This window comes from Streptosporangium sp. NPDC002607 (assembly GCF_053592655.1).
This window is the reverse complement of record NZ_JBSFWD010000019.1, coordinates 128,607-154,596: the sequence shown is the minus strand read 5'-3', so window position 1 is coordinate 154,596 and position 25,990 is coordinate 128,607. Positions and strand designations below refer to the sequence as shown.

The 25,990-nt window shown below is 68.8% G+C and carries 25 protein-coding genes; 21 read left to right on the top strand and 4 right to left on the bottom strand.

Going from position 1 to position 25,990, the window contains the following annotated elements; genetic code table 11:
* The first annotated feature begins 213 nt into the window (after window positions 1-213).
* From ACWD3H_RS22535 to ACWD3H_RS22515, 5 genes are all read left to right on the top strand, one after another.
* On the top strand, window positions 214-996 hold the full coding sequence (locus ACWD3H_RS22535) for an electron transfer flavoprotein subunit beta/FixA family protein (RefSeq protein WP_451956357.1): 783 nt from the start codon (window positions 214-216) through the stop codon (window positions 994-996).
* 9 nt (window positions 997-1,005) lie between these two features.
* On the top strand, window positions 1,006-1,983 hold the full coding sequence (locus tag ACWD3H_RS22530; RefSeq protein ID WP_451956356.1) for an electron transfer flavoprotein subunit alpha/FixB family protein: 978 nt from the start codon (window positions 1,006-1,008) through the stop codon (window positions 1,981-1,983).
* Window positions 1,984-2,072: 89 nt separating this feature from the next.
* Entirely contained in the window at window positions 2,073-2,927 is an 855-nt protein-coding gene (locus tag ACWD3H_RS22525; RefSeq protein WP_451956355.1) for a 3-hydroxyacyl-CoA dehydrogenase family protein, read from the top strand.
* Between the two features lie 59 nt (window positions 2,928-2,986).
* Window positions 2,987-3,925 (top strand): hypothetical protein, encoded by a 939-nt coding sequence (locus tag ACWD3H_RS22520; RefSeq protein WP_451956354.1) that lies wholly within the window; start codon window positions 2,987-2,989, stop codon window positions 3,923-3,925.
* A 132-nt stretch (window positions 3,926-4,057) separates the two neighbouring features.
* A complete protein-coding gene (locus ACWD3H_RS22515; protein WP_451956353.1) occupies window positions 4,058-5,461 on the top strand; it encodes an MFS transporter in 1,404 nt (467 codons plus the stop codon).
* Between the two features lie 75 nt (window positions 5,462-5,536).
* On the opposite strand, the gene ACWD3H_RS22510 is transcribed toward ACWD3H_RS22515, so the two are convergent.
* Both ACWD3H_RS22510 and ACWD3H_RS22505 read right to left on the bottom strand, forming a co-directional pair.
* The gene (locus ACWD3H_RS22510; RefSeq protein WP_451956352.1) at window positions 5,537-6,787 is read right to left on the bottom strand and encodes an acyl-CoA dehydrogenase family protein; all 1,251 of its coding nucleotides are present in this window, start codon (window positions 6,785-6,787) and stop codon (window positions 5,537-5,539) included.
* Window positions 6,788-6,800: 13 nt separating this feature from the next.
* Entirely contained in the window at window positions 6,801-7,928 is a 1,128-nt protein-coding gene (locus ACWD3H_RS22505; protein ID WP_451956351.1) for an acyl-CoA dehydrogenase family protein, read from the bottom strand.
* 201 nt (window positions 7,929-8,129) lie between these two features.
* Between ACWD3H_RS22505 and ACWD3H_RS22500 the strand changes: the two genes are divergently transcribed.
* From ACWD3H_RS22500 to ACWD3H_RS22490, 3 genes are all read left to right on the top strand, one after another.
* Window positions 8,130-9,020, top strand: a complete 891-nt coding sequence (locus tag ACWD3H_RS22500; RefSeq protein WP_451956350.1) for an AAA family ATPase — start codon at window positions 8,130-8,132, stop codon at window positions 9,018-9,020.
* Between the two features lie 49 nt (window positions 9,021-9,069).
* On the top strand, window positions 9,070-10,500 hold the full coding sequence (locus ACWD3H_RS22495; protein WP_451956349.1) for a VWA domain-containing protein: 1,431 nt from the start codon (window positions 9,070-9,072) through the stop codon (window positions 10,498-10,500).
* A gap of 218 nt (window positions 10,501-10,718) precedes the next feature.
* A complete protein-coding gene (locus ACWD3H_RS22490; protein WP_451956348.1) occupies window positions 10,719-11,528 on the top strand; it encodes a crotonase/enoyl-CoA hydratase family protein in 810 nt (269 codons plus the stop codon).
* Between the two features lie 66 nt (window positions 11,529-11,594).
* Here ACWD3H_RS22490 and ACWD3H_RS22485 read toward each other — a convergent pair whose 3' ends face one another.
* Entirely contained in the window at window positions 11,595-12,365 is a 771-nt protein-coding gene (locus ACWD3H_RS22485) for an SDR family NAD(P)-dependent oxidoreductase (RefSeq protein WP_451956347.1), read from the bottom strand.
* A gap of 164 nt (window positions 12,366-12,529) precedes the next feature.
* Here ACWD3H_RS22485 and ACWD3H_RS22480 point away from each other — a divergent pair, with 164 nt between their 5' ends.
* The 4 genes from ACWD3H_RS22480 (at window position 12,530) to ACWD3H_RS22465 (ending at window position 15,878) form a co-directional block, all read left to right on the top strand.
* A complete protein-coding gene (locus tag ACWD3H_RS22480; RefSeq protein ID WP_451956346.1) occupies window positions 12,530-13,702 on the top strand; it encodes a thiolase family protein in 1,173 nt (390 codons plus the stop codon).
* A gap of 280 nt (window positions 13,703-13,982) precedes the next feature.
* Complete coding sequence (locus ACWD3H_RS22475; RefSeq protein WP_451956345.1) at window positions 13,983-14,558, top strand: biotin transporter BioY; 576 nt, start codon at window positions 13,983-13,985, stop codon at window positions 14,556-14,558.
* A 43-nt stretch (window positions 14,559-14,601) separates the two neighbouring features.
* Window positions 14,602-15,276, top strand: coding sequence for an energy-coupling factor ABC transporter ATP-binding protein (locus ACWD3H_RS22470; protein WP_451956344.1), 675 nt, complete (start codon window positions 14,602-14,604; stop codon window positions 15,274-15,276).
* Window positions 15,276-15,878, top strand: coding sequence for an energy-coupling factor transporter transmembrane component T family protein (locus ACWD3H_RS22465; protein ID WP_451956343.1), 603 nt, complete (start codon window positions 15,276-15,278; stop codon window positions 15,876-15,878). Before ACWD3H_RS22470 ends, ACWD3H_RS22465 begins: the two co-directional genes overlap by 1 nt.
* A 7-nt stretch (window positions 15,879-15,885) precedes the next feature.
* On the opposite strand, the gene ACWD3H_RS22460 is transcribed toward ACWD3H_RS22465, so the two are convergent.
* Window positions 15,886-17,379 (bottom strand): PucR family transcriptional regulator, encoded by a 1,494-nt coding sequence (locus ACWD3H_RS22460; protein ID WP_451956342.1) that lies wholly within the window; start codon window positions 17,377-17,379, stop codon window positions 15,886-15,888.
* 171 nt (window positions 17,380-17,550) lie between these two features.
* Between ACWD3H_RS22460 and torT the strand changes: the two genes are divergently transcribed.
* Genes torT through ACWD3H_RS22415 form a run of 9 tightly spaced genes read left to right on the top strand, consistent with a single transcriptional unit; the run spans window position 17,551 to window position 25,987 of the window.
* Window positions 17,551-18,675 carry a TMAO reductase system periplasmic protein TorT gene (torT, locus tag ACWD3H_RS22455; protein ID WP_451956341.1) on the top strand — a complete coding sequence of 375 codons (1,125 nt, stop codon included), beginning with the start codon at window positions 17,551-17,553 and terminating at the stop codon, window positions 18,673-18,675.
* 58 nt (window positions 18,676-18,733) lie between these two features.
* Window positions 18,734-20,263, top strand: a complete 1,530-nt coding sequence (locus tag ACWD3H_RS22450) for a sugar ABC transporter ATP-binding protein (protein ID WP_451956340.1) — start codon at window positions 18,734-18,736, stop codon at window positions 20,261-20,263.
* The gene (locus ACWD3H_RS22445) at window positions 20,260-21,297 is read left to right on the top strand and encodes an ABC transporter permease (RefSeq protein ID WP_451956339.1); all 1,038 of its coding nucleotides are present in this window, start codon (window positions 20,260-20,262) and stop codon (window positions 21,295-21,297) included. Before ACWD3H_RS22450 ends, ACWD3H_RS22445 begins: the two co-directional genes overlap by 4 nt.
* A 2-nt stretch (window positions 21,298-21,299) precedes the next feature.
* Window positions 21,300-22,031 carry a 5-oxoprolinase subunit PxpA gene (pxpA, locus tag ACWD3H_RS22440; protein ID WP_355565593.1) on the top strand — a complete coding sequence of 244 codons (732 nt, stop codon included), beginning with the start codon at window positions 21,300-21,302 and terminating at the stop codon, window positions 22,029-22,031.
* A gap of 10 nt (window positions 22,032-22,041) precedes the next feature.
* Window positions 22,042-22,287, top strand: coding sequence for an acetyl-CoA carboxylase (locus tag ACWD3H_RS22435; RefSeq protein ID WP_350960054.1), 246 nt, complete (start codon window positions 22,042-22,044; stop codon window positions 22,285-22,287).
* A 5-nt stretch (window positions 22,288-22,292) separates the two neighbouring features.
* Window positions 22,293-23,654, top strand: coding sequence for an acetyl-CoA carboxylase biotin carboxylase subunit (locus tag ACWD3H_RS22430; protein ID WP_451956338.1), 1,362 nt, complete (start codon window positions 22,293-22,295; stop codon window positions 23,652-23,654).
* An 11-nt stretch (window positions 23,655-23,665) separates the two neighbouring features.
* Complete coding sequence (locus ACWD3H_RS22425) at window positions 23,666-24,556, top strand: 5-oxoprolinase subunit B family protein (RefSeq protein ID WP_451956337.1); 891 nt, start codon at window positions 23,666-23,668, stop codon at window positions 24,554-24,556.
* Complete coding sequence (locus tag ACWD3H_RS22420) at window positions 24,546-25,520, top strand: 5-oxoprolinase subunit C family protein (RefSeq protein ID WP_451956336.1); 975 nt, start codon at window positions 24,546-24,548, stop codon at window positions 25,518-25,520. The genes ACWD3H_RS22425 and ACWD3H_RS22420 overlap by 11 nt, the downstream gene beginning before the upstream one ends.
* The gene (locus ACWD3H_RS22415) at window positions 25,520-25,987 is read left to right on the top strand and encodes a RidA family protein (protein WP_355565544.1); all 468 of its coding nucleotides are present in this window, start codon (window positions 25,520-25,522) and stop codon (window positions 25,985-25,987) included. The genes ACWD3H_RS22420 and ACWD3H_RS22415 overlap by 1 nt, the downstream gene beginning before the upstream one ends.
* The last annotated feature ends 3 nt before the right edge of the window (window positions 25,988-25,990 follow it).

Sequence of the window (25,990 nt, the reverse complement as noted above, 5' to 3'; positions counted from 1 at the left end):
CGGCAGGCTCGGGGGAGCGGGATCCGGCGAACCGGCAGGTGCGGTCGTGTCCGTCTCGCACGCAGGCGTGACCGTCACCCGCCCTTTGACTGAACCCGGCTCTGGAGTCGCCGACCGTCAGGATGCGTTCGAACCGGCACGAGGTTTCGACGGAGCCGCACGTCGCCCGCTCCCCGATCGGGGATTCAGGGTCATGCGAAGGAGTAGACCGCCGTGCTGAAAATAGTCACGCTCGTCAAATACACACCTGATCTCACCGGAGACGTGGGGTTCGCCGACGACGGCACAGTGGACCGGGCGGCTGTTGACGGCCTGCTCTCCGAGTTGGACGAATACGCCGCCGAGCAGGCACTGCGGCTCGCCGAGTCGGTAGGTGACGCGGAGGTCACCTACCTCACCATGGGGCCCGCCGAGGCCGTCGGCGCGCTGCGCAAGGCCCTGGCGATGGGCGGTAACAGAGCCGTGCACATCATGGACGACGCGCTGCACGGCTCGGACGTCGTCGCCACCTCCCTGGTCCTGGCCGCGGCCCTGCGCAAGCTGGGATACGACCTGGTGCTCTGTGGGATGGCGTCGACCGACGCCGGGATGGGTGTGATGCCCGCGCTGCTGGCCGAGCGGTTGGGGACCCCCCAGCTGACCTACGCCCGCCTGCTGACCCTCCAGGGGGAGAACCTGGAGATCGAACGCGAGACCGACGTCGCGGTGGAGAACGTGGTGGCTCCGCTGCCCGCGGTGGTGAGCGTCACCGACCGCAGCGGAGAGGCGAGGTACCCCTCGTTCAAGGGGATCATGGCCGCGAAGAAGAAGCCCGTGGAGACCTGGTCACTGGCCGAGCTGGAGGTGCCGGCGGAGCGGGTGGGCCTCGCAGCCGGGCGATCGGCGGTCCTGTCGGCCACCAAGCGTCCGCCCCGCCAGGCCGGTCCGCGGGTCGTCGACGAAGGTGACGGGGGAACGGCGCTGGCCGGCTTTCTCACCGCGCAGAAGTTCATCTGAGGAGGGCACATGTCAGACGTTCTCGTTCTCGTTGACGCGGTCGACGGCGGGATCCGCAAGTCCACGCTGGAGTTGCTGACCCTGGCCCGTCGGTTCGGCCGGCCGGCGGCGGTGCTCTTCGGTCCTCCTGATCCGGCGGTGGTCGAGCAACTGGGCAGGTTCGGCGCGGCGACGGTGTACCTCGTCGACGACCCCGCCGTGCGGGAGCACCCGGTGGTGCCGGAGCTGGAGGCGCTGGCGGGGATCGCCGGGCGTCTCCAGTCCGCCGGCGAACTCGGGGGCGTGCTGGTCGGCGCGACCCAGGACGGCAAGGACATCGCGGCGCGGCTGGCCATCAGGCTCGGCTCGGGCATCGTCACCGACGCCGTCGACGTCGAGGTCGGCGACGACGGCCGGCCGGTCGCCGTGCAGTCGGTCTTCGCGGCCTCCTACGTCGTACGGTCCCACCTGGGGGAGGGCGTCCCGGTGATCGCGGTCAAGCCCAACGCGGTCACCCCGGAGGAGGAGCCGGTGGACCCGCGGGTGGAGGAGGTGAAGGTCGAGTTCTCCGATCTCGCGCGGACCGCGCGGATCACCTCTCGTACCACCAGGGACGCCTCCGGCCGCCCGGAGCTGACCGATGCCTCCATCATCGTCTCCGGAGGTCGCGGCCTCGGTGGCGCGGAGGCGTTCCAGCTCATCGAACGGGTGGCCGACCAGCTCGGTGCCGCGGTCGGCGCGTCCCGGGCGGCGGTGGACTCCGGGTGGTATTCGCACAACCATCAGATCGGTCAGACCGGCAAGACGGTCTCTCCCCAGCTCTACATCGCGGCCGGAATCTCGGGGGCGATCCAGCACCGGGCCGGCATGCAGACCTCGAAGACCGTCGTCGTGGTGAACAAGGACCCGGACGCGCCGATCTTCGAGCTCGCCGATTTTGGTGTCGTGGGGGACCTGCACGCGGTACTGCCGCAGCTGTCGCAGGAGATCGACCGCGGGCGCTCGTGACGGCTGCCAGGTCGGAGACCGTTGACGACCGGCGCGGAGCACGGAGCAGAGCCGAACAGTTCCGACACACCCACGACAGGAGACAGAGCGTGCAGATCAAGAGCATCGGCGTGATCGGCGTCGGCACGATGGGGGCGGGCATCATGCAGGTCGCCGCCCAGACCGGGCTGGAGGTGATCGGTGTCGAGCAGACCGAGGCCGACGCGAAGGCGGCGTTCCAGCGGCTGGAGGCCGGATTCGCCCGGACGGCGGCCCGGGGCAAGATCACCGAGGCCCAGGTGGCCGAGGCGCTCGGCCGAGTGACGATCACCGCCGACCTGGGCTCGGTCACGCGGTCCGACCTCGTGGTCGACGCGGTTTTCGAGGACGTCGAGTTGAAGCGGAAGTTGCTCGGTGAGATCGACAGGCTGGTGCCGGCGGAAACGTTGATCGCCTCCAATACGTCGACCATCCCGCTGGTGATCCTGGCTGGGGCGACGAGCCGCCCGGAGCAGGTGGTCGGGCTGCATTTCTTCAATCCGGTGCCGGCCATGAAACTGGTCGAGGTGATTCGGACGCCGGTGACCCTGGACGAGACCGTGGAGACGATTCGCCGGTTCGCCGTTGAGCTGGGCAAGGAACCGGTGATCGTCAATGACGTACCCGGTTTCGTGGGCAACCTACTGATCGTTCCGTATTTGCTGGACGCGATTCGCGCCTTCGAGCGCGGCGTGGCGGACATGGAATCCATCGACTCCGTCATCAGACTCGGGTTCAACCACCCGATGGGGCCCTTCGCGCTCAGTGACCTCATCGGCCTGGACATCGTGCACGACATGGCGGCCTCGATGTACGAGGAGTACAAGGACCCCAGATACTTCCCGCCCACGCTGCTCAAGCAGTACGTCCGGCTCGGCTGGCTGGGCCGCAAGGCCGGCCGAGGCTTCTACTCCTACGACGGCTGACGTCGATGGTGAGCCGTTGGCGCAGCACGTCCGCCCAATAACGACAAGAGGAGACCCCCGTGGAGAGAGCAGTCAAGAAGACCGGTGACTACGGTATCGGGCTCATGATCCACTCGGTTCACATGACCGATGACGTGCCGACCCTGAACAGGTTCTACGAGGAGGTGTTCGGCGGCCTGATCTACCTGGGCGTGGATGAGCCCAACTGGCTGGAGAACGAGGACCGGTGGGCCGGCCTGATCATGATCAGTGACCTGTGCATCGAGACGATGGCGCCGAACTTCCCCGTCGACTCGGCCAAGCCGGTCGGCAAGTTCTACTCGAAGTTCGGGCAGCACCTGCACTCCGTCGGCTACAAGGTCGACGACCTGGTCGGTCTGGGCAACCGCATGATCGAGCAGGGCGTGTACATCGGCGCCCCCGGTGGCGGGAAGATCCAGGAGATGGACCCGGAGACGCTCTACTTCTACCCCAGCCCCCGGGACATGTCCGGGCTGATGGTGGAGCTCTGCAGGATCGACATGCTGAACGATCCCCGGCAGCTGGAGACCTGGTCGTCACAGGTGAAGATGTGGGAGTACGGGCACCCGCTCACCATCAAGCGGCTCGCCCACATCACGCTCGGCGTCAAGGACCTCGACAGCGCGGTGGACACCTACGTCAACAAGATCCAGGCGATTTCGGTGGCCAAGGGGATCGACGACGAGACCCAGTCCCGGTACGAGATCGTGCAGCTCGGCGACTGTCTCCTGCAGCTCGCCGAGCCGTTGGACCAGGACTCCGACCTCGGCCGGCACGTCGCCAGGTGGGGCAACATGATCTACGGCATCACGTTCAGGGTGGTGGACCTCGACTCGGCGGAGAGCTGGCTGAACCGTAAGGGCATTCGCACCAACCGGATCCGGCCGACCATGCTGGCGGCCAACCCCGAGGACTGCTACGGCGCGCCGTACTTCTTCACGACCGAGACCATCGAGAACGATCCGTTCGAGTCCTGACCGTACGGCGAGGCGTCACCCGGGACCCGGGTGACGCCTCGCCGGCCTCGTGAACGGACCGACAAGGCACCCTCACGGAGCGGCAGCAGCACGAAGAGCCCAGGTCACCCCGCTTCCCGTTCCGGAGGTCGATTGCACCCCCCGCACCCCCCGGCCGCGGCCCCCGCGCCCCCCGCGAGTTCCGGGCCGATCCTGGCCGTACTGGCCTTCTGCGGCATCGCCGCCGCCCTCGTACAGACCATCATCGTGCCGGTGCTTCCCTGGCTGCCCACTCTGCTGGGCATCTCCCCGGAGGCGGCGTCCTGGCTGGTGACCTCCACCCTGCTGTCCGGGGCGGTGGGAACCCCGCTGCTCGGCCGCCTCGGCGACATGTACGGCAAGCGGCGGATGCTCATGATCAGCATGTGCCTGCTGGTGACCGGATCCCTGCTGGCCGTGACCGGCGGCACCTTCGCCGCGATCCTGGTGGGCCGGATACTCCAGGGGGCCTCCATGGCGGTCATCCCGCTGGGCATCAGCATCATGCGAGACGTGCTGCCCCCCGACCGGGTCGTCGCCGCCGTCGGGTTCATGAGCACGACGCTCGGCCTGGGAGGAGCGGTCGGCCTGCCCATGTCGGCGCTGGTGATCGAGTACACCAACTGGCAGACGATGTTCGTCGGGGTGGCGCTCCTGGGGCTCCTCGACCTGCTGCTGATCAGCCGCTTCGTGAGCCGGTCAGGGCTGCGCTCCGGCGGCCGGTTCGACGTCGGCGGGGCGATCGGCCTGATCGTCGCGTTGCTGTGCCTGCTGATCGCCGTCTCCCGCGGCCAGTCGTGGGGATGGACGAGCCCGATCACGCTCGGACTGTTCGCGGCCGCGTTCGTCTTCCTGCCGTTCTGGAGCCTGCACCAGCTCCGTGCCGTGCACCCGCTGGTCAACCTGCGGGTCTCGGTCCGGCGGCCGGTCCTGCTGACCAACATCGCGGCGGCTCTGATCGGCTTCGCCATGTACGCGGGTTTCCTGGCCACGGGCCAGTTGCTCCAGGCCCCGCTCTCGACGGGCTACGGCCATGGGGCGTCACTCGTCATGTGCGGTCTGCTGATGATGCCGAGCGGCCTCGCGATGGTGGTCTTCTCACCCGTCTCGGCACGCCTGTCCAACAGGCGCGGCCCCAGGTTCTCGCTGCTGGCCGGCGCGTCGGTGATGGCGGTGGGATATTGCGTCTACGCGGCGGCCTTCCACCAGGTGTGGCAGATCATGGTGGCCACGACGCTCGTCGGCGCTGGTACGGCGCTGGCCTACTCGGCCATGCCCTCCCTCATCATGCAGTCCGTACCGGAGACCGAGACGGCCTCGGCGAACAGCCTCAACACGCTGATGCGCTCGGTCGGCACGTCCCTGTGCAGCGCGGTCGTGGGAGCCGTCCTGTCCAGCGTGACCATGACCGTCGGCGTCGACATCCTGCCCCGTGGCCAGGCGTTCGTGCTGGTCTTCCTCCTTGCCGGAACGGCGGCGCTGAGCGGCGCTTTCGTCGCGCTGCGGATCCCCCGCTAGCCCCGCCGATCTCAGGTGCCCCAGGTCGGGACCGGCCCCAACCTGGGGCCGGTCCCGACGCGCGGACGCGGCGGATCAGGAACGACCCTGTGGCACCTGGCTGAACGGCATGTCACGGTCGGCCGCGTGTTCGCGAGGCATGTCGAGCAGGCGCTCACTGATGATGTTCCGTGACATCTCCGTGCTCCCGCCACCGAGGCTGCTCGACTGGCGCGACAGGAAGTGCTGCCCGTAACGGAACGGTCCCGCTTCGCCCGGCGCGCCGGTCACCGCGGCGGAACCGGAGATCTGCAGGCCGATGTCGGTGTTCTTCCAGTCGGCCTCCGCGTGGAACAGCCGGATGATCGACGCCGCCGGACCGGGCAGATGTCCCCGGGTTATGCCCGAGGTGACGCGGGCGATGAGTTGATCCTGCACCCGCTGCATGGCCCTGGCCTCGCCGATCAGCTCGCGGACCCGGACGTCGTCGGTCCGTCCCGTCCTCCGTGCCAGGTCCACGAAGTCGAAGCTCGGCCCCGCCAGGCTGGTGCGCCCCTCCCCGCTGACGTATGGGGAACCTCCGCCCACAGCCGTGCGCTCGTGGAAGAGCTGCTGGGAGGCGACCGCCCAGCCCCCGTTCACCTCACCCACCACCGAGTCGGCCGGCAGGATGACGTTGTCGAAGAACTCCTCGCAGAACTCCGTGGAGCCGTTGACCATCTTGATCCGGCGCAGGGTGACGCCCGGCTGGTCGACCTTCATCAGGAACATGGTCAGGCCCCGGTGCTTGGGCGCGTCCCAGTCGGTCCGGGCCAGGCAGAGCGCGTAGTCGGCCGCGTAGGCGCTCGTGCTCCAGGTCTTCGCCCCGTTCAGCACCCACACGTCGCCGTCGCGGGTCGCCCGGGTGATTAGTCCCGCCAGGTCGGAGCCGCCTCGGGGCTCGCTGAGGAACTGCACCAGGATCTCGTCGCCCCGGATGGCGGCGGAGATGCGTTCGCGCTTCTGCTCCTCGCTTCCCATGTCGAGGATCGTGGGAGCGCAGATGGAGAAGGTGGGAATGTTCAGCAACAGCGGCATCTCGTAGCCGCGGGACTCCTCGTTGAACGCCTTCTGGTGTGCCGGGGTCAGCCCCAGCCCTCCATACTCCCTGGGGAAGCAGATCCCCGCGAAGCCTCCGGCGTACAGCATCTTCTGCAGCTCGCGGGCCCGCAGCCACTCCGCGTCGTCGTCACCCCACTCCGAGGTGTCCGACGCCTCCGGCGCGGGGGGCATGTTCTCCTTGAGCCAGGCGCGAGCCCGGAGTCGGAACGACTCGGCGTCTTCCACAGCTTGCGACTGTTCGGTCATTTCGGCTTCCCTTTCAGACCTTGAGGAGGTCGGCGATCCTGCGGCGGTGTTCTTCCGGTGTGCCGTACAGTGCCTGGTTCACCGTGACCCGGCGTAGGTACAGATGCAGATCGTGTTCCCAGGTCACCCCGATGCCGCCGTGTATCTGCACACAGTCCTGCACGATGTCCACGGACCGGGCGCCGACGTAGGACGCGGCGACGCTGACCAGTTCGTCGGCGTCGGGGGCGTTCTCCTGGACGGCGTGGGCCGCCGCCCCGGTGGTGGCATGGCAGGCTTCGAGCCAGACCTTCATGTCGGCGAACCGGTGCTTCAGCGCCTGGTACGAGGCGAGCGGTCGCCCGAAGGAGTAGCGGTCGAAGGCCCATTGAACCGTGAACTCGAAGACCCGGTCGAGGGCCCCGATCGTCTCGGCACACTGCAGCACATGCGCGATCTGCGACTGGTGCTCGATGGTGAATGGCGTTCCCTCGACGGTGCCGACGACGGCGTCCTTGGACACCTCGACCCCGTCGAGGCGGACCTCGCCGAAGCGGCGGACGAGGTCCAGGCTGATCGACGAGGTGACGGTGAGTCCGGGCGTGGTGGCGTCGAGGAGGAACTGCAGTGGACCGTTGTCGGTCTGCGCCGTCACCAGGAACAGATCGGCCTGCCCGGCGGCCTCCACCCGGTCCTTCGTCCCGTCCAGAACGTAGTGGTCGCCCTTGGGGCGGGCGGTGACGGTCGGCCGGCTCGGCTGCCATCCCGAGCCCGGCTCGTAGACGGCCCATGACGCCACGGCCTCACCGGAGGCCAGGCGCTCGATCACCTCGGTATGGTCCGGCCCGTCCTGGGCGTGGACCAGACCGGCGATGACGACGTTCGTCGGCAGCAACGGGCCGGGGGCGACCAGGCGTCCCATCTCCTCGGCGACGATGGTGAGGTCGAGCAGGCCCTGCCCGGAGACGCTCCCGCCGCCCTGCTCCTCCGGGACGAGCATGGCGGCCCATCCCAGCTCGGCTCCCCGGCCCCACCAGGCGCGGTCGAAACCATCCGTCCCCTCGGACAACTCTCGCACCCTGGTCAGGGGGGTCTCGTTGTCCAGGAACTTCCTGCTGGTGGCCCTGAAGAGCTTCTGATCCGCTGTCAGATCGAGATCCATACGAGTTCCCTCACTCTGTGCTCCCACTCGCGCTGAAACGATATTCGATGATTCTAGAAGTATCTTTGTTCTTTCGGAAGCCCCAGGGGTGCCTGGACGTTCCGTTTGTCGGGTTGACCCTGACCTTGGCCGCATATAGTTTGATAGATGCTCAACTATTTAAGCTTCGGTCGAAGTGATCCAGTAAGAAGGTGGCCGACGGTGGCAGAGACACAGGTGATGGAACCCTTCGCGTCCATGACGGACGTCACCAGGCGGCTGCGGGAGGTGGGCTACCTCCCCGACCAGAAGATCGCCGGCACCGTGTTCCTCGGTGCCGGACTGGGCAAGCCGATCCTGGTCGAAGGGCCGGCCGGCACCGGCAAGACCGAGCTCGCGAAGTCCGTCGCGGCGATGACCGGCGCGCGGCTCATCCGGCTGCAGTGCTACCAGGGGCTCGACGAGGCGAAGGCGCTGTACGAATGGGACTACCGCAAGCAGCTGCTCCGCATCCAGGCCGCGGCGGGAACCGGGGGCGGCGCCGACTGGAATGCTGTCGAAAGCGACATATTCAGTGAGGACTTCCTCCTCACCCGGCCGCTGCTGGAGGCCATCCGCGCGGAGGACGACGTGGTCCTCCTGATCGACGAGGTGGACCGGCTCGACGTGGAGATCGAGGCGCTGCTGCTCGAGATCCTCTCCGACTATCAGGTCTCCATTCCCGAGCTGGGCACGATGAGGGCGCGTCGGCTGCCCCAGGTCTTCCTCACCTCGAACGACTCCCGGGAGCTGTCGGAGGCGCTCAAGCGGCGTTGCCTCTACCTGCACATCGACTACCCGTCCGCCGAGCGCGAGCGCGAGATCGTGCTGGCCAGGGTTCCGGGCATCGCCGAGAAACTCGCGACCGGCATCACCCAGGTGGTCAGGTCGCTGCGCGCCATGGACCTGAAGAAGAAGCCGTCCGTCTCCGAGACCCTGGACTGGGCCCGCACCCTGCTCCTGCTGGGCGTCGACGTGATCGACACGGAGACCGTCAACGAGCATCTCCACGTGCTGCTCAAACACCAGTCGGACATCGCCCTGGCCGAGAAGGAACTCGGGAGGCTGGCGTGACGGTGGCGGGCATCACCCGATTCCCGCTCGGCAGGCGAGAGGTGACGCCGTGTTGGCAGCGATCGAGCGTCTGATCGCGGAACTGCGAACGGTCGGCGTCCCCATCTCGCTAAGCGAGGGCATCGACGCCTTCCAGGCACTGCCGCACGTCTCGCTGGAGGACCGGGGAGAGATCAAGGTCGCGCTCCGTGCGGCACTGGTCAAGCACCACGAACACGAGCACGCCTTCGACACCGTCTTCGACCTGTACTTCGCCCCGGTGAGCGCGCCGCGGCAGGAGAAGCACGGAGCGGCGGACGGAGACGCGAGCGGCGGGGGCGACGGTGGTGCCGGCGTTGGGCACGCGGGGATGGGGATGGCGGACCTCGACCACGAGCGGATCCTGGACCTGCTGGTCGAAAGCCTGCTGTCCGGCGACATGACAACGTTGCGGTTCCTCGCCGGAATCCTGGTCGACCGGCACGCGGGGGTCGAGCCGGGACGGCCGGTCGCCGGTACGTACTACCTGTTTCGCACGATGCGCGCGGTCGATCAGGACGCACTGCTGACCAGGCTGCTCACCGAAGGGCGGGACGAGGGGCAGCACGACGAAGGCCCGGCTTCGACACTGCGCCGCCGTCTCGCGGTCGAGCAGGCCGAGGCCGGCGTCGGTCGTCTCCGGGCCGAGGTGGAGGCGCAGATCCGGCAGCGGCTCGTCGCGGACCGGGGCGCCGACGCGGTGGCCCGTACGCTGCGCACGCCGCTGCCTCAGGACGTCGACTTCCTCACCGCATCCCAGCGGGAGATCGGCGCGGTGCGGGCGACCGTACAGCCCCTGGCCCGCAAGCTGGCGAGCCGCCTCGCGAGGCGGCGGGAGCACCACCGGCGCGGTGGCCTGGACTTCCGCCGCACGGTGCGGCGGTCGATGTCGACGGGCGGAGTCCCCGCCGAACCTGTCTTCCGCAAGCCGCACACCAGCAAGCCGGAACTGGTCCTGATCGCCGACATCTCCGGTTCCGTGGCGACCTTCGCGACCTTCACCCTGCAACTGGTCGACGCCCTGCGCTCGGAGTTCGCCGCCGTGCGCACCTTCGTCTTCGTCGATGGAATCGACGAGGTCACCGCGGTGTTCGCCCAGGCCGCGGACATCGCCGACGCCGCCGCGCGGATCAACGCGGCGGGGAGCGGGGTATGGCTCGACGGCCGTTCCGACTACGGCAACGTCTTCGAGACGTTCTGGAGGCGCTGGGGGCAGCAGGTGACAAGCCGCAGCACAGTGGTGGTGCTGGGGGATGCCCGGACGAACTACCACGCGCCGCGCGCCGAGGCGCTCCAGGCGATCCAGCGGCGCGCCGGTCACGTCTACTGGTTGAATCCCGAACCTGCCGCGGCCTGGAACACCGGTGACTCGACGATGGGCGCGTACGCGCAGCACTGCGACGGCGTCTTCGAGTGCCGCAGTGTCAGGCAGCTGAGGGGCTTCGTCGACAAGCTGGAATGACCTCGCCGGACCGGGTAAGGCGGCGAGGGCGTGACGGGCACCCTCGCCGCCTCCGGCGGGCTGCGCGGGCGGGCCCCCTCGGTCGCCCCTGAGGCCGTCCCCTGGCCGGTTCCATCCGCCCGTCTCGCGGCGCGAGCCTTCCTGTATATCTTTACGGTAAGACTTACGATAATCCTGCGGGCCGCCGGGCCCGCGTTCCACGCCCCCAGGAGGTTTCCATGAGTACCACCCAGGAGTCGTCGGCGGAGCAGGCCGTCCTCGTCGAACGGCGGGGTCACGTCCTGATCGTGACGATCAACAGGCCGGACGCGCGTAACGCGGTGAACCAGGCGGTGTGCGTGGGAGTCGGCGACGCGCTCGAAGAGGCGGAACACGACAACGACGTACGGGCCGTCGTGCTGACCGGTGCCGGAGACAGGGCCTTCTGCGCCGGCGCGGATCTCAAGGCCATCACCCGGGGCGAGCGCATCATCCCCGAGGGCCGTGAGGCCTGGGGACTCGCGGGATTCGTCGGGCACTACATCAGCAAGCCGACCATCGCCGCGGTCAACGGGGCCGCGATCGGCGGCGGGACCGAACTGGCGCTGGCCAGTGACCTCATCGTCGCGGCTCGGAGCGCGACCTTCGGGCTGCCCGAGGTGCAGCGCGGGCTCGTCGCCGGCGCGGGCGGCGCCTTCCGGCTGACCCAGCAACTGCCCATGCGCGTCGCTCTGGAGATGCTGCTCACCGGAGACCCCATCACCGCCGAGCGAGCCCTGGAGCTCAATCTCGTCAACCGGGTGGTCGAGGCGGACCGGGTCCTCGCGGAGGCTGTCGCCCTGGCCGAGAGGATCGCGTCGAACGCGCCGCTGTCCGTCCGGGCCACCAAGCGGATCGCCCTGGGCTTTCAGGGCGAGGGCCGTCCCGCGGACGTTCCGCTGTGGGAGCTGACCGCCAAGGAGACGGCGACCGTGACCGGCTCGCTGGACGCCGTGGAGGGGCCGAGGGCGTTCGCCGAGAAGCGTGCGCCGGTCTGGCAGGGCAGGTGAGTCTCCCCGGCTGACGACGGGGCCGATCGGTGAGGACCCTCACCGATCGGCCCCGTCTCGTATCACCTACTTCACGTTGAACCTCTGCGCGCCGTCGATGCGGATGACCTCGCCGTTGAGATAGTCGTTCTCCGCGATGTGCAGGGCGAGCCGGGCGTACTCGTCCGCGTGGCCCATGCGCTTGGGGTTGGGCACCGTCGGGCCCCACTTGGCCTGGGCCTCGGCCTCGGCCATGCCGTACGCCGGGGTGAAGAACGTGCCCGGCGCGATGCACATGACGCGGATGCCCAGGGGGGCGAGGTCGCGGGCGGCGGTGAGGTTCAGCCCGATGACGCCGCCCTTGGCCGCGGAGTAGTCGGACTGGCCGACCTGCCCCTCGAATCCGGCGATGCTCGCGGTCGTGATCACGACACCTCGTTGGTCCGAGTCGAGCGGTTCGTTCTTCGCCATGACCGCCGCGGCGCGGCTGAGCACGGTGTACGTCCCGGTCAGGAAGATCTCCACGGTCCGGCGGAAGGTGTCGACGGAGTACGGCTCTCCCTGGCGGTTGATGATCCTGGCCCCCGCGGCGGGGCCTCCGTGCACGACGACGGCGACGCGCAGCGGGCCGAGTTCGGTGGCGGCGGCCAGCGCGGCCCGCACCGACTCCTCGCTGGTCACGTCGGTCCGGACGAACCGCGCGCTTTTCCCGAGATCGTCGGCCAGCAGTTTTCCGCGGTCCTCCGCCATGTCCGCGACGACGACATTGGCGCCGGCCGCGACGAGCCGCCGCACCGTGGCCTCACCGAAGCCTCCCGCGCCGCCGGTGACGATGGCTGACGCACCCGAAAGGTCCATGTGGCCTCCTATGTTTCGGCTGCCCCCTGAGGGCGGGAGAGCCAATGATTAGATCCATCGAAAATTTTACATCTTTCAACCCATTAATCTACGATCGGGGGAGAACGTTACGTACGGCGATTCGCCGTCACGGGACAAAGAGATCTAGGCCTGCGAGGTGTGCCGTGCCCGAAGCCGTCATCGTCAGTGCTGTTCGCACTGCTATCGGTACCGCGAGGAAGGGCTCGCTCAGCGAGACCAAGGCCGAGGAACTGGCCGTACACGTCATCCGGGAGGCGGTTGGCCGTTCGGGGCTGGCCGCCGACGGATTCGACGATGTGATCATGGCGGAGTCGCTGTACGGAGGCGGCGACCTCGCGCGACACGCGGCTGTCGCCGCCGGCATGATCGGTGTACCCGGTCAGGCCATCAACCGGCACTGCGCCGGCAGCCTCACCGCGGTGGCGAACGCCGCCGGATCGATCCGTTCGGGCATGGACAGGGCGATCATCGCGGGAGGGGTCCAGTCGTCCTCGCTCAGCCCCAGGTTGGTCTGGCGGGTGCCCGGTACGGTCGACGAGGTGCAGGAGGGGATGGCCCCCACCTTCCCGTACACCGCGGAGGCCACCGACGACGTGACCATGAGCGTTGGCTGGAACGTGGCCCAGGAAGCCGGGATCACCCGGGAGGAGATGGACGCCTGGGCGCTCCGTTCCCATCAGCGGGCGGTGGCGGCCATCGACGCAGGGAAACTGGTCGACGAGATCGTTCCGATAACGGTGACCCGTCTGGACGGGTCGGTGGTCGAGTTCGCCGTCGACGAGCACCCTCGGCGCGGCTCGACCATGGAGAAGCTGGCGTCGTTGAAACCCCTGCACCCGGAGATCGAGGGTTTCTCGATCACCGCGGGCAACGCCAGCGGCGTCAACGACGCGGCGGCGGCGCTCGCGGTGGTGGGGGACGACCTCGCGCGGGCCGAGGGGCTGGCCCCGCTCGCGACGGTCCGAGCCTGGGCCGCGGTCGGGGTGCAACCCATCAGGACCGGGATGGCCGCCGTGGAGGTCATCCCCAAGGTGTTGCGGCGGGCGGGGATCGGCGTCGAGGACGTGGCGCTGTGGGAGATCAACGAGGCGTTCGCCTCCGTTCCGGTCGCGGCCTGCAAGCTGCTCGGCCTGGACGAGGAGAAGGTCAACATCTTCGGCAGCGGCTGCAGTCTCGGGCATCCGGTCTCGGCCTCGGGCGCGAGGATGCTGACCACACTCATCCACGAGTTGCGTCGTCGCGGCGGCGGCATCGGTGTCGCCGCCATGTGCGCCGGTGGAGGTCAGGGCGGCGCCGTGGTCATCGAGGTGGCATGACGCAGGAAAACGGCGACTGAACGGCCAGGTGCAATGCTCAGGCGGGAGTCGGCGGACCGGTCGACCTCCCGCCGGAGCCGGGCGGCCAAGTCGCGGAGGCGGTCGTCCGGCGGGCTGCCCGCCTCGACGAGGGCGACCGGCAGGATGATCGGTGATTCGGATGTCACACAACGGGCGGCGATGGCGCGTCCGGTGGTGTGAACCGTAGGGATCAGAGCGACGAGACGGTCGGGGCCGGGCCGTGGTGTTTCTGGGATGACCAGCGGATATCGTGTCTGATGTGTCAGAGTCCCGCTCCCCCCTGCCCGCTGTCGATCTTGCCCGTACGGTCGTCTTCGCCGCCTTCATCGCGGTGCTGGGGATCTTTCCCGGAGTCTACGTCGGTGGTTCGAGCGTCCCCATCGTGATCCAGAACGCCGGGCCGTTGCTGGCCGGCAGCATCCTGGGCGCGCGCCGTGGCGCCGCGTCCGTCGCGCTGTTCCTCGGGCTGGTCGCGATCGGCCTGCCGCTGCTCTCCGGCGGGCACGGTGGTATCGCCTCCTTCTTCGTGCCGAGCAGTGGATTCCTGATCGGCTGGGTCCTGTCGGCGCTGGTCGCAGGTCTGATCGTGTCGCGCGCCAAGCGTGTCGGGCTGCCGGTGCTGCTGCTGGCCAACGCGGCCGGGCTGGTCGCCGACTACCTGATCGGCATCCCGTTCCTCGGCGTGTACATCGGAGACCTGCCGGCGGCCGCGCTGCAGTCGCTGATCTTCGTGCCGGGTGATCTGCTCAAGGTGGTGGCCGCCTCGCTGATCGCCGCCGTGGTGCATCGCGCCCTGCCGGGCCTGTCGGCGAGACCGGCGACGCGGACCGGATGATGCTCGCGATCCCCCGCTCCCGGACGAGGTGGAAGACGGCTCCGTGATCGAGTTCGAGGATGTCGGGCACAGCTACGGCGAGCGGGTCGTGCTGTCCGGGGTGAACCTCCGCCTGCCCGAGCGGCGGGTGGCCTTCGTCGGTGCGAACGGTTCGGGAAAGTCCACCCTGGCCCGCATGATCAACGGCCTGGTGCTGCCGAGCACCGGCCGGGTGCTGGTCGACGGGCTGGACCCGAGTCGCAAGGGCCGTGAGGTACGGCGGCGCGTCGGGTTCGTCTTCACCAATCCGGACAGCCAGATCGTGATGCCGACCGCGGGCGAGGACGTCGCCTTCTCCCTGCGGCGCAGCGGGCTCTCCGCCGGGGAGCGTGCCGCGCGGGCGGCCGAGATCCTGGCCGAACACGGGCTCGGCGGCTACGCGGACCATCCCGCGCACCAGCTCTCCGGCGGCCAGAAGCAGCTGCTCGCGCTGTGCGGGATGCTCGTGCTCGACCCCGACGTGCTCGTCTGCGACGAGCCGACGACGCTGCTCGACCTGCGGAACAAGAGGCAGTTCTGCACCCTGCTCGCGGGGCTGAGGCAGCGGGTCGTGCTGGTTACCCATGATCTTGACCTGCTCGGCGACTTCGACCGGGTGATCGTGCTCGACGGGGGCCGCGTGGTGGCCGACGACGAGCCGGACCCCGCGCTGCGCCACTACCGGAAGCTCGTCGGCTGATGGTGGGTGGATGGTACGAGCCGGGATCGAGTCCGCTGCACCGGACACCGGCCGGCTGGAAGTTCCTCGCCCTGCTCGGGCTCGCGGCGGTGGTGTTCGTCCTGAGCTCTCCCGTGTGGCTCGGCGGGATCTGCGCCGTCATGGTCCTGGGGTACGCGCTGGCACGGGTCTCGCCCGGGCGCTGCCTGCGGGTCGCCCGCACGCTCGGGATGCTGGTGGCGTTCATGTTCGCGCTGCAGTGGTGGTTGCTCGGCCTGGACGCGGCCGTGCTGGTATGTCTGCGGATCGTGGCCGCGCTGACCGCGGCGAACCTGTTCACGATCACCACCAGGGTCGATGACGTGGTGTCCGCCGTCGAGCACGGGCTGCGGCCGCTGCGGCGGTTCGGGGTGCGTCCGGACCGGATCGGCCTGCTCGTCGGGCTCACCCTGCAGTCGGTGGCCGCGCTGTCCAAGATCGCCGCTGAGGTGCGCGAGGCGGCGAAGGCCCGCGGGGCGCAGCGCTCGGTCATCGCGTTCGCGGTGCCGTTCCTGATCCGTACCCTGCGTCACGCCGACGAGCTGGGTGAGGCCCTCGCCGCGCGCGGCGAGGGCGACCGCTGAGCCGGCGTCATCCGCCCGCCGGGTCGTACATCCGGTACGCCAGGTTGCAGATCAGCAGGGTGTCAAGGTGGTCCAGGTCGGCTTCGAGCAGCCTGCCGATCTGGGCGAGCCGGTATCGCAGGGTGTTGCGGTGCACGTGCAGAACCTGGGCCGTCGTGTGCTGTCTGGCATCCAGCCGCAGGTAGGTCCGCAGGGTGTGGAGCAACTCGCCGTTGCTCTTGGCATCGTGATCGATCAGCGGCTGCAGGAACTCCCGCGCGGCATGCTGCCCGCCCCGGCCGGCGGCCGCGGCCACGATCGAGGTCAGGTCGAAGGCGCGGGCGCGGATCGGACTCGACTGGTCCGGGGTGATCACGGCACGCGCGGACGCGAAGACCATGCGGATCTCCCCGGCGTCGTGTGCCGGTCCGGCCACGACGATCCGCCGGCTGGGCATCTCCCGCCGGAGAACCTCCAGGATCTTGCCCGTGGCGTCGGCGACGTCGCCCTGGGCGAGCAGCACCAGGGTCTCGCCGCTGCGCACCGAACGCACCGTGGGCAGCACCTGTTCCACGGCCAGGCGCAGCCGGAGGGAGTAGCCGGCGGAGAACGCGGGATTCGGATGGGCGACCAGCACGACGAAGGGCACGTCGCTTTCGAACCCCGCCACCCGCAACGCTCTGATCAGCGTTGTCGTGGGCGTGGTCCAGTCGGCCAGGCCGGCGAGCACCGCGGCCATCCGCGTCGCGCTCGACGGCTCCTCCTGCAACCTCCGCGTCAGGTCGATCGCGACCAGGGTCGCCGCCGAGCCCATGGCCATCCGGACGCTCTCCATGGCCTCGTCGGACCGGCCGACCAGAACGTGGTCGTGCGCGCCGGCCTGGTCGAGCGGTACCGCGAAGTAACCGGTCGTCCCGTTGGTGGCCAGCCCCTCCAGCACCAGGTCCGTCTGCCACTCCCAGTGCGAGGGCCAACTCGCCATCACCTTTCCGTCGATGTCGACGATGGCCGCCTCACCCTTGATCTCCTCGGCGATCTGTTTCAGCAGTGCCGCCAGGGGAGCCCCGTTGGAGATGAATCTCGCCAGTTCGGCGGCGAGATTGGAGGCCCGCCCCATGTCCTTGAACCGGTCGGCGATGATCGCGTCGGCGACGAACTCGCTGATCCGTACGAAGGGCACGTTGTAGGGGACGATCAGCAGCGGCAGGTCCACCGCCGTGGCGCACTCGACCAGCGCACGCGGCACCTCCTGGTGCGTCAGACCGCAGCCGAAACCGAGGGCCGTGGCCCGCACCGCCTTGAGCCGCTGGGTGAAGGCCCGCCACCCTTCGTAGTCATCCGCGCCGATGAAGGCACCGGTGGTCAGCACCAGCTCGGCCCCGCGCAGGAAGGGGGTGGGGTCGACCAGTTCGGTGGACGCGACCCATCGAACGGTGCGTTGCAGCAGCTCAGGGCTGCTGGGTGTGACCAGTGTCAGCTCCAGGACCGCTTCGGCGATGAGCTGGTCGAGCGTCAGGGCCATGGGGCGGATTCCTCTCTGTGGCGGAGCCTCACGCTGTGCAACTGCACAATACAAGCTCGGCAGCCTTGGCCCGCACGCACGTAGACGGTGAAACCGGCATCCCTGTTGACTGCTTGGCATCCCACCCCTGTACGCGAAGTTCCCGATGTGGAACGAATAAAGGGAGCATTCGTGCGGTTCAAGCATCCCGCCTTCCTGGCGACCTCCGCTGTGGCCATGCTGTCGCTTGCGGCCTGCGGCTCATCCACCCCCACCGGCTCGGCCGACGGCGCCGCGGCCGCCTCGGCGGCCCCCGCCAAGAACTGGGCGCCGGCGAAGGTCGACGTGTGGGCCGACTTCTCCATGGACAGCGAGCGGACCAAGGCGGAGTACACGCCCGTGGGGAAGGCGGAGAAGGCCTGGAACATCTGCGTGTCGGTGCCCCACATGAAGGACGCCTACTGGCTGGGCCTCAACTACGGGGTGGCCGAGCAGGCGCGCGAAGCCGGCGTCAACATGACGATGGTGGAGGCGGGCGGCTACGAGAACCTCGACAAGCAGACCCAGCAGATCGAGGACTGCGCGCAGAGCGCCGACGCCCTGGTGATCGGCGCCATCTCCTACGACGGGCTCAACAGCACCGTGAACCGCCTGGCGGCGACCGGTAAGCCGATCATCGACGTCGTCAACGGCATGTCCAGTGACAAGATCACCGCCAAGTCGCTCGTCTCGTTCAACGACCTGGCCGCCATCACGGCCGACTGGCTCATCAAGGACTCCAAGGGAGAGCCGGTCAAGGTCGCCTGGTTCCCCGGGCCGAGCGGCGCCGGCTGGGCCGAGGCCGGCGAGGCGGGCTTCAAGAGCGCGCTCAAGGACAGCAAGGTGGAGATCGTCGACACCAAGTGGGGCGACACGGGCAAGGACGCCCAGACCCGGTTGATCGAGGACGTGCTCGCCGCCACCCCGGACATCGACTACATCATCGGCACCGCGGTGACCGCCGAGGCCGCCGGGCCGATCCTGCGGGACCGCGGCCTCGGCGACAAGATCAAGGTCGCCGGCTACTACTTCACCCCGGGCACCCACACCGGAATCCAGCGCGGCACCGTGCAGGGCGCGCCGAGCGACAGCACCGTGCTGCAGGGCCGGATCGCCATCGACCAGGCCGTCCGGGCGCTGGAGAAGAAGGAGTTCATGAAGCACGTCGGGCCGGAACTCGTCATGGTCACCAAGGACACGCTCGGTGACTTCGACCTGACGACCACGCTGGCGCCCGAGGGATGGTCCCCGACGTTCCAGGTCAAGGCCGGCAGCTGACCCGTCGCGTCGGCTCCGGCCCAGCTGGAACGTTCCACCATCAGAAAGATTGCCTCCTATGACCGAACCTGACCACGGAGCCGTGCTTCGGATCCGCGGGCTCACCAAGAAGTACCCGGGTGTGACCGCGCTGGACCAGGTGGATTTCGAGCTCCGCCGAGGTGAGGTGCACGTACTCTTCGGCGAGAACGGGGCCGGGAAGTCCACCCTCATCTCCGTCATCTCCGGAGCACAGCACCCCGATGGCGGGACCATCGAGGTCGGCGGGCGGACCGTCGAGTTCTCCGGCGTCGCGGCCGCACGCGAGCTGGGCATCAGCGCGGTGTTCCAGGAGTTCTCGCTGATGCCCACGATGACCGTGGCCGAGAACCTGGTGATGGGCTCCGAGCCCGGCCGGTACGGATTCGTCAACCGGCGCCGGAGCAGGAAGCTGGCGCAGGCGCGCCTGGACGAGTTCGATTTCCGCATCTCGCCGGATCGGCTGGTGGAGACGCTGAGCCGGGCCGAGCAGCAGATGGTCGAGATCGCCAAGGCGTTCCGGCCCGAGCTCAGCGTGCTCATCCTGGACGAGCCGACCGCCTCGCTGACCGAGGAGGAGTCGGAGCGGCTGTTCGCCCTCGTCGAGGAGGCGCGCGGCCGAGGGGTCGGCATCATCTACATCACGCACAGGATGGCCGAGATCCGGCGCCTCGCGGACCGGGTGACCGTGCTGCGGGACGGGCGGCTGATCACGACGGTTCCCGGTGGCACGCCGGACGACGAGCTGATCGGCCTGATGACGGGCCGGGTGGTGGAGGACCTCTACCCCGAACTGCCCGAACCCGGTACCGGCGTGGTGCTGGCCGCCCGCGGCATCACGACCTTCGACGGCGCGGTGCGCGACGCGAGCTTCGAGCTCCGCGCGGGGGAGATCGTGGGATTCGCCGGCCTCATGGGATCGGGCAAGTCCACCGCGGCCCGTGCCTGCTTCGGTCTGGAGCGGATCGACTCCGGGACGTTGACGATCGCCGGCAAGGATCTGACCGGCGCCGATCCCGCCCGTGTCATGAAGTCCGGCGTGGTGTACCTGCCCAGTGACAGGAAGACCGAGGGGCTGTTCCTCAACCGTCCGCTCCGCGAGACCGTCACGCTTCCCTGGCTGCGCCGGGCGCCGATGTCCAGCGGGCCGGTGCTGCGGCCGGGACGCGAGCGCGCGGCGGCCGGCGACATGCTGCGCCGGATGAAACTGAACCCGGCCGACCCTGAGCGCCCGGCCGACAGCTACTCCGGCGGCAACCAGCAGAAGGGCCTGCTGGGGCGGGCGCTCCTGGGGGACTGCGACACCTACATGCTGGACGAGCCGACGGTCGGGGTGGACGTCGGCGCCCGGGTGACGATCTACGACCAGATCGTCGAGCTTGCCCGGAAGGGCAACGCCGTGCTGGTCATCTCCTCGGAACTGCCGGAGATCCTCCATCTCTGTCACCGGGTGTACGTGTTCTCGCACGGAACGATCACCGCCGAGATACAGCGGGACGACCTCAGTGAGGAAACGGTCCTGCGCCACATGATGCATTGGGACGAACCAGCGACAAAGGAGATCGCATGACCCTCCCCGGTGAGGTCGGAGTGGCCCTACGACCTCGGAGATCTGTGATCTCGTACGCCGCCCGCACATTCGTCAAGATCGGTGTGCTGCCCATCCTCGTGGTCGTCGCGTTGATCGCCTTCTCCACGATGTCGGACAACTTCCTGACCGTGGACAACATCCACTCGGCGCTGCGGCAGAACTCGTACATCATCATCGCCACTCTCGGCCAGTTCGCCGTGCTGCTGGTCGGCGGGTTCGACCTGTCGATCGGTGCCATCACCGCCCTGGTCTCGGTGACCACGGCGATGGCGATGACCGCCCAGTCGGAGACCTCCTCCCCCCTGACGGCCGTGCTCGTCGGTGTCGCCGCGGGCGTGCTGGTCGGCATGATCTGCGGGCTCGTCAACGGCCTGGGCGTGGCGAGCCTGAACATCAATCCCTTCATCATGACGCTGGCGACCGCCTCGGTGTTCTCCGGGCTCGCCCTGATGCTCACCTCGGGCGTGCCGGTCTCCGGCCTGCCCCAGGAGTTCAGTGACTGGCTGGGCTTCGGCAGCGTCCTCGGGATCGGCGTCTCCATCTGGCTCGCCGTACTGGCGGCCGGGCTCCTCTGGCTGTTTCTGACCCTGACCCGCCAGGGGCGCCACATCTACTCCGTCGGGTCGAGCCCGCGCGCGGCCAGGCTCTCCGGGGTCAGCGAGTTCCGCACCCTGATCCTGACGTACGTGCTGGCCGGAGGCCTGGCGGCGGTCGGGTCCGTGCTGCTCACCGCGCGCATCGAGACCGGAGAGGCGAACATCGGAGCCTCCCTTCCGCTGCAGACGATCGCCGCGGCCGTCATCGGCGGGGTCAGCCTTCGCGGCGGATCCGGCCGGGTGCTCGACGCGGTGCTGGGCGCGGTTTTCATTGGAATCGTCGCCAACGGCATGAATCTGGCACAGATCAATTCCTACTATCAAATGATAGTCACCGGCATTGTGCTGGCTCTGGCGGTTGTCGCCGACCGTCTCCGTACTCGACTCGCCGCCGCGGTGTACGCAGGAAAGGTGTGATTATGAAGGTCACTCTGAATTCCGATATGGGGGAATCCTTCGGGATCCATTCCTTCGGAAACGACGGGGCGCTGCTCGCCCTGATCGACACGGCGAACGTGGCGTGCGGGTTCCACGCCGGAGACCCGAGCGGCATGCGCGAGACCGTCGCGGGCGCGGCCGCCGCGGGGGTCTCCGTGGGCGCGCACCCGGGACTGCCCGACCCGGTCGGCTTCGGGCGACGCGAGATGAAGTTGTACCCTGATGAGGTACGTGACATCGTTCAGTACCAGGTGGGAGCGCTGAAGGGCTTCCTCGACTCCGCGGGTGTACCTCTTGATCACATCAAGCCGCACGGCTCGCTGTACGGCATGGTCGCGCGGGACGAGGCACTGATGGACGCGGTGTGCGACGTCGCCGCGACGTACGGGGTGCCGGTCTTCGGAATGGCGGGCACCGCGCACGAGCGGGTTTGCCAGGCTCGGGGAATTCCATTTCTCGCCGAGTTCTACGTCGACCTCGAATACACGGCCGAAGGCGGTTTGATCATCGCCAGGCGGCCGCATGCCACACCTGTCGAGCGAGCGGTGGAGCGAATGACCATTGCTCTCGAAGAGGGAGTCGCCATTGCCGTCACCGGCGAGCGGATCCCCATGAGATTCGACACGGTCTGCGTCCATTCGGACACGCCCAACGCGGTGGAAGTCGCCTCCGCCATCAGAAATGTCATCGATTCGACGAACTCGTCGTCCTGAAAGGCTTCTCATGTCTGAGCACGTTGTGCAGTCTCCGCTCCCCGGCGTCTTCTACACCCGGCCCGCGCCCGACCAGCCGCCCTTCGTCGAGGTGGGCAGTGTGGTCACCGCCGGGACGACCGTGGGCCTGGTCGAGGTCATGAAGCAGTTCGCCGAGATCAAGGCAGGGGAGAGCGGGACCGTGACGGCGATCCACGCGGAGAACGAGAGCATCATCGGCCCCGGGGACGGCGTCGTCACCATCGAGAAGGACTGATCCTGTTGCGTAAGTTGCTGGTCGCCAACCGCGGCGAAATCGCGGTGCGGATCATTCGGGCCGCCCGCGAACTCGGGATCAGCACGGTGGCGGTGTACAGCGAGGCCGACCAGGACGCCCTGCACGTCCGGCTGGCCGACGAGCGGGTGCTCATCGGCCCGCCCGCCGCCTCCCGCAGCTACCTGAACATGGACGCCGTCGTCACGGCGGCGGTCGATCTGGGCGCGGACGCGGTGCATCCCGGGTACGGATTCCTCTCCGAGCGGGCCGAGTTCGCCGACAAGGTGACCGGGGCCAAGCTCCTCTTCGTCGGACCGTCGGCGGAGACGATCCGGCTGATGGGGGACAAGGCACGGGCCAGATCCGCCGCCGAGGAGGCCGGAGTGCCGACGGTGCCGGGATCCGACGGGCCCGTCGACGGCCTGTCCGAGGCTCTGGCCGCGGCGGAAAAGGCGGGATACCCGGTGGCGGTCAAGGCCGCCGCGGGCGGCGGTGGCCGCGGTATCCGTATCGTGGCCGACGCGACGGAGCTCGCCGAGGCGCTGCCGGTCGCCCAGGCCGAGGCCCAGGCGGCGTTCGGCAGCGGGCTGGTGTACATCGAGCGGTTCGTTCCCAACGCCAGGCACATCGAGGTCCAGGTGTTCGGTGACGGAGAGAACTTCGTCCACCTGGGGGAACGCGAGTGCTCGATGCAGCGTCGGCGGCAGAAGGTGCTGGAGGAGGCGGGAGCGCCGGGCCTGCCCGATCACGTGCGCACCGCCATGGCCGACGCCGCCGTCGCGCTCGCCAAGGTCTCGGGTTACTCCGGGGCCGGCACCGTCGAGTTCCTCTACGACTCCGCGAGCGAGGGGTTCTACTTCATCGAGATGAACACCCGGATCCAGGTGGAGCATCCGGTGACGGAGATGGTGACGGGCCGGGACCTGGTCCGCGAACAGCTCACGGTGGCCTCGGGCGACCCGCTGTCGTTCTGCCAGGCGGACGTCGAGTTCCGCGGCCACGCCATCGAGGTGCGGCTCAACGCGGAGAACCCGGACTTCGGGTTCATGCCCAGCCCCGGCGTGCTGTCGGCCATGCGGATGCCGGGCGGCCCGTTCGTCCGCATCGACTCGGGATTCGGGCCCGGCAGCGAGGTCAGCCCCTTCTACGACTCCCTGCTCGCCAAGATCATCGTTTGGGGGGACAGCCGCCGGGCGGCGATCGCCCGCATGGCCCGGACCCTGGACGAGGTCGAGATAGAAGGTGTCGTCACCACCGCGGGATTCCTGCGCGAGGTGATCGACATCGAGGAGTTCCGCGACGGCCGGTACCACACCACCTTCCTGGAGGACTGGATGGCCGGCACCAGGACCGGGGGCGGCAAGTGAAGGAGAACACCGTGTGCAGAGCAGGCGAGAGCCGCTACTCCTGGGGTGGCGACGAGCATCTGGTCGTCCAGTTCGCCGAGGCGATGAGCCTTGAGGTCAACTTCACGGCCATGGCGGTGGCGAAGGCGCTCACCGAGAACCGGCTGCCGGGGATCGTGGACATCTGCCCGGCGAACGCGTCCCTGCTGATCAGGTTCGACCCCGACGTCGTGCCGCCCGCCACGGTCGAGGCGGCGGTCAGGGCGGCCGAGGAGCAGGTCGCGGGCTCACCCTCGCGGAGCATCGAGACCAGGATCTTCGAGGTCCCCGTCTGGTACGACGACCCGTTCACCAACGAGACGGGGGCCAGGTTCCGCGACCGGCACCAGCGGCCCGAGGGCAACGACCTGGAGTTCGCGGCCGTCGAGAACGACATGGACTCCGTGCAGGCGTTCATCGACGCCCATTCGGGCTCGCCGTGGATCACCTCGATGGTCGGCTTCGTGGCCGGACTGCCGTTCATGTTCCAGATGGTTTCCCGGGAACGCCAGCTCGAGCTGCCCAAGTATCTGAGGCCGCGCACCGACACGCCCGCCCTCACCATCGGACACGGCGGATGCTTCGCCTGCATCTACTCGGTCCGCGGGGCCGGCGGGTACCAGATGTTCGGCGTCACCCCCGTGCCGATCTTCGACCCGGAGCAGAGGCTCGCCGACTTCAGCGACTTCATGGTGTTCTTCCGTCCCGGCGACATCGTCAAGTTCCGCGGTATCGACAGTGCCGAATACGACAGCATCCGAGCGCAGGTCGAGGCCGGCACCTACCGCTACCGCCAGCGCCCGATCACCTTCGACCTCGATCGATTCCTCGCCGACCCCGACGGCTACAACACCGAACTTCTGGGAGCTCTCTATGCCGGTTGAGATTCTGGAGCCCGGGCTGGCCTCAAGCATCCAGGACCGCGGCCGGCCCGGCTACTACAGCGTGGGCATCCCGCCGTCCGGCGCCGCCGATCTGCGCGCCGCGGCCGCGGCCAACCTGCTCGTCGGCAACACCCCGGACGCGGCGGTCATCGAGTCGCCCTACATGGGGCCCGCCCTGCGGTTCGACGAGCCGACGGTGGTGGCCGTCACCGGCGCGACCATGCCGGTGCTGCTCAACGGAGCACCGGTCCCGCAGTGGGAGTCCTTCGCGGTCGCGGCCGGAGACCGGCTGACCTTCGGTTTCCTGCAGGCCGGCGCGCGCGTCTACATCGCCGTCGCCGGCGGGTTCGACGTTCCCATGGTGCTGGGCAGCCGGTCGACCTACGCGCTGGGCGGATTCGGCGGCTTCGAGGGCCGGAACCTGAGGAAGGGCGACCTGGTCCCGATCGGCGGGGCCGGAGGAACCCCCGGCAGGGTCGTGCCCGAGGAGCTTCGGCCCGTCCACAGCCGTGACGTCGAGCTACGGGTGGTCATGGGGCTGTACGACTACCGGCTGACCGACGCCGGCCGCAGTTGCCTGCTGGAGTCGGAGTGGTCGCTGACCCCGGTCGCGGACCGCACCGGTTTCCGATACTCCGGTCCGGTGCTGGAATGGGAGCAGCGGGTTCAGCCGTTCGGCGCGGGGTCCGACCCCTCCAACATCGTCGACGCCGGATATCCGATCGGTTCCATCCAGGTGCCGGGCGGCGTGGAGCCGATCATCCTGCATCGCGACGCGGTCTCCGGCGGCGGCTACGCCATGCTGGCCACCGTGATCAGCACCGATCTCAACCTGGTCGCCCAGTGCTCTCCGGGGACGCGAACCCGCTTCGTGGCGGTGACCCTGGAGGAGGCGCTGCGGGCGCGTGCCGCCGCGGCGGACTGGGAGTCGCGGGTGCGCCAGGCTCTGGGCGCGGCCGTCTGATGCGACCCCAGCCCGCTTCGGAAAGGCTGGCGGCACTGGGACTGGTGCTGCCCGACGTTCCCGCGCCGGCCGGTGCGTACGTCGCGGCGGTCCGGCACGGCGACATCGTGATCACAACGGGCCAGCTGCCCTTCGTCGACGGCCGCCTGCCGCTGACGGGGCTGGTCGGCGTCGACCTCGACATCGCCGCCGCGGCCGGTGCGGCACGTCAGGCCGGCCTGAACGCGATCGCCGCCGCGGCCGGCGTTCTCGGCGGTGTCGACAACATCGTCCGCGTTCTCAGCGTCACCGGGCACATCGCCGGTGGCCCGGACTTCGTCGAACATCCGGCCGTGCTCGACGGCGCGAGCAAGCTCATGGTGGAGATCTTCGGGGAAGCCGGCCGGCACGTCCGTACCAATGTGGGAGCCCCGCGGCTACCGCTGAACAGTCCGGTGGAGGTCGGCATCGTGGTCGCCGCCCGCTGAGCC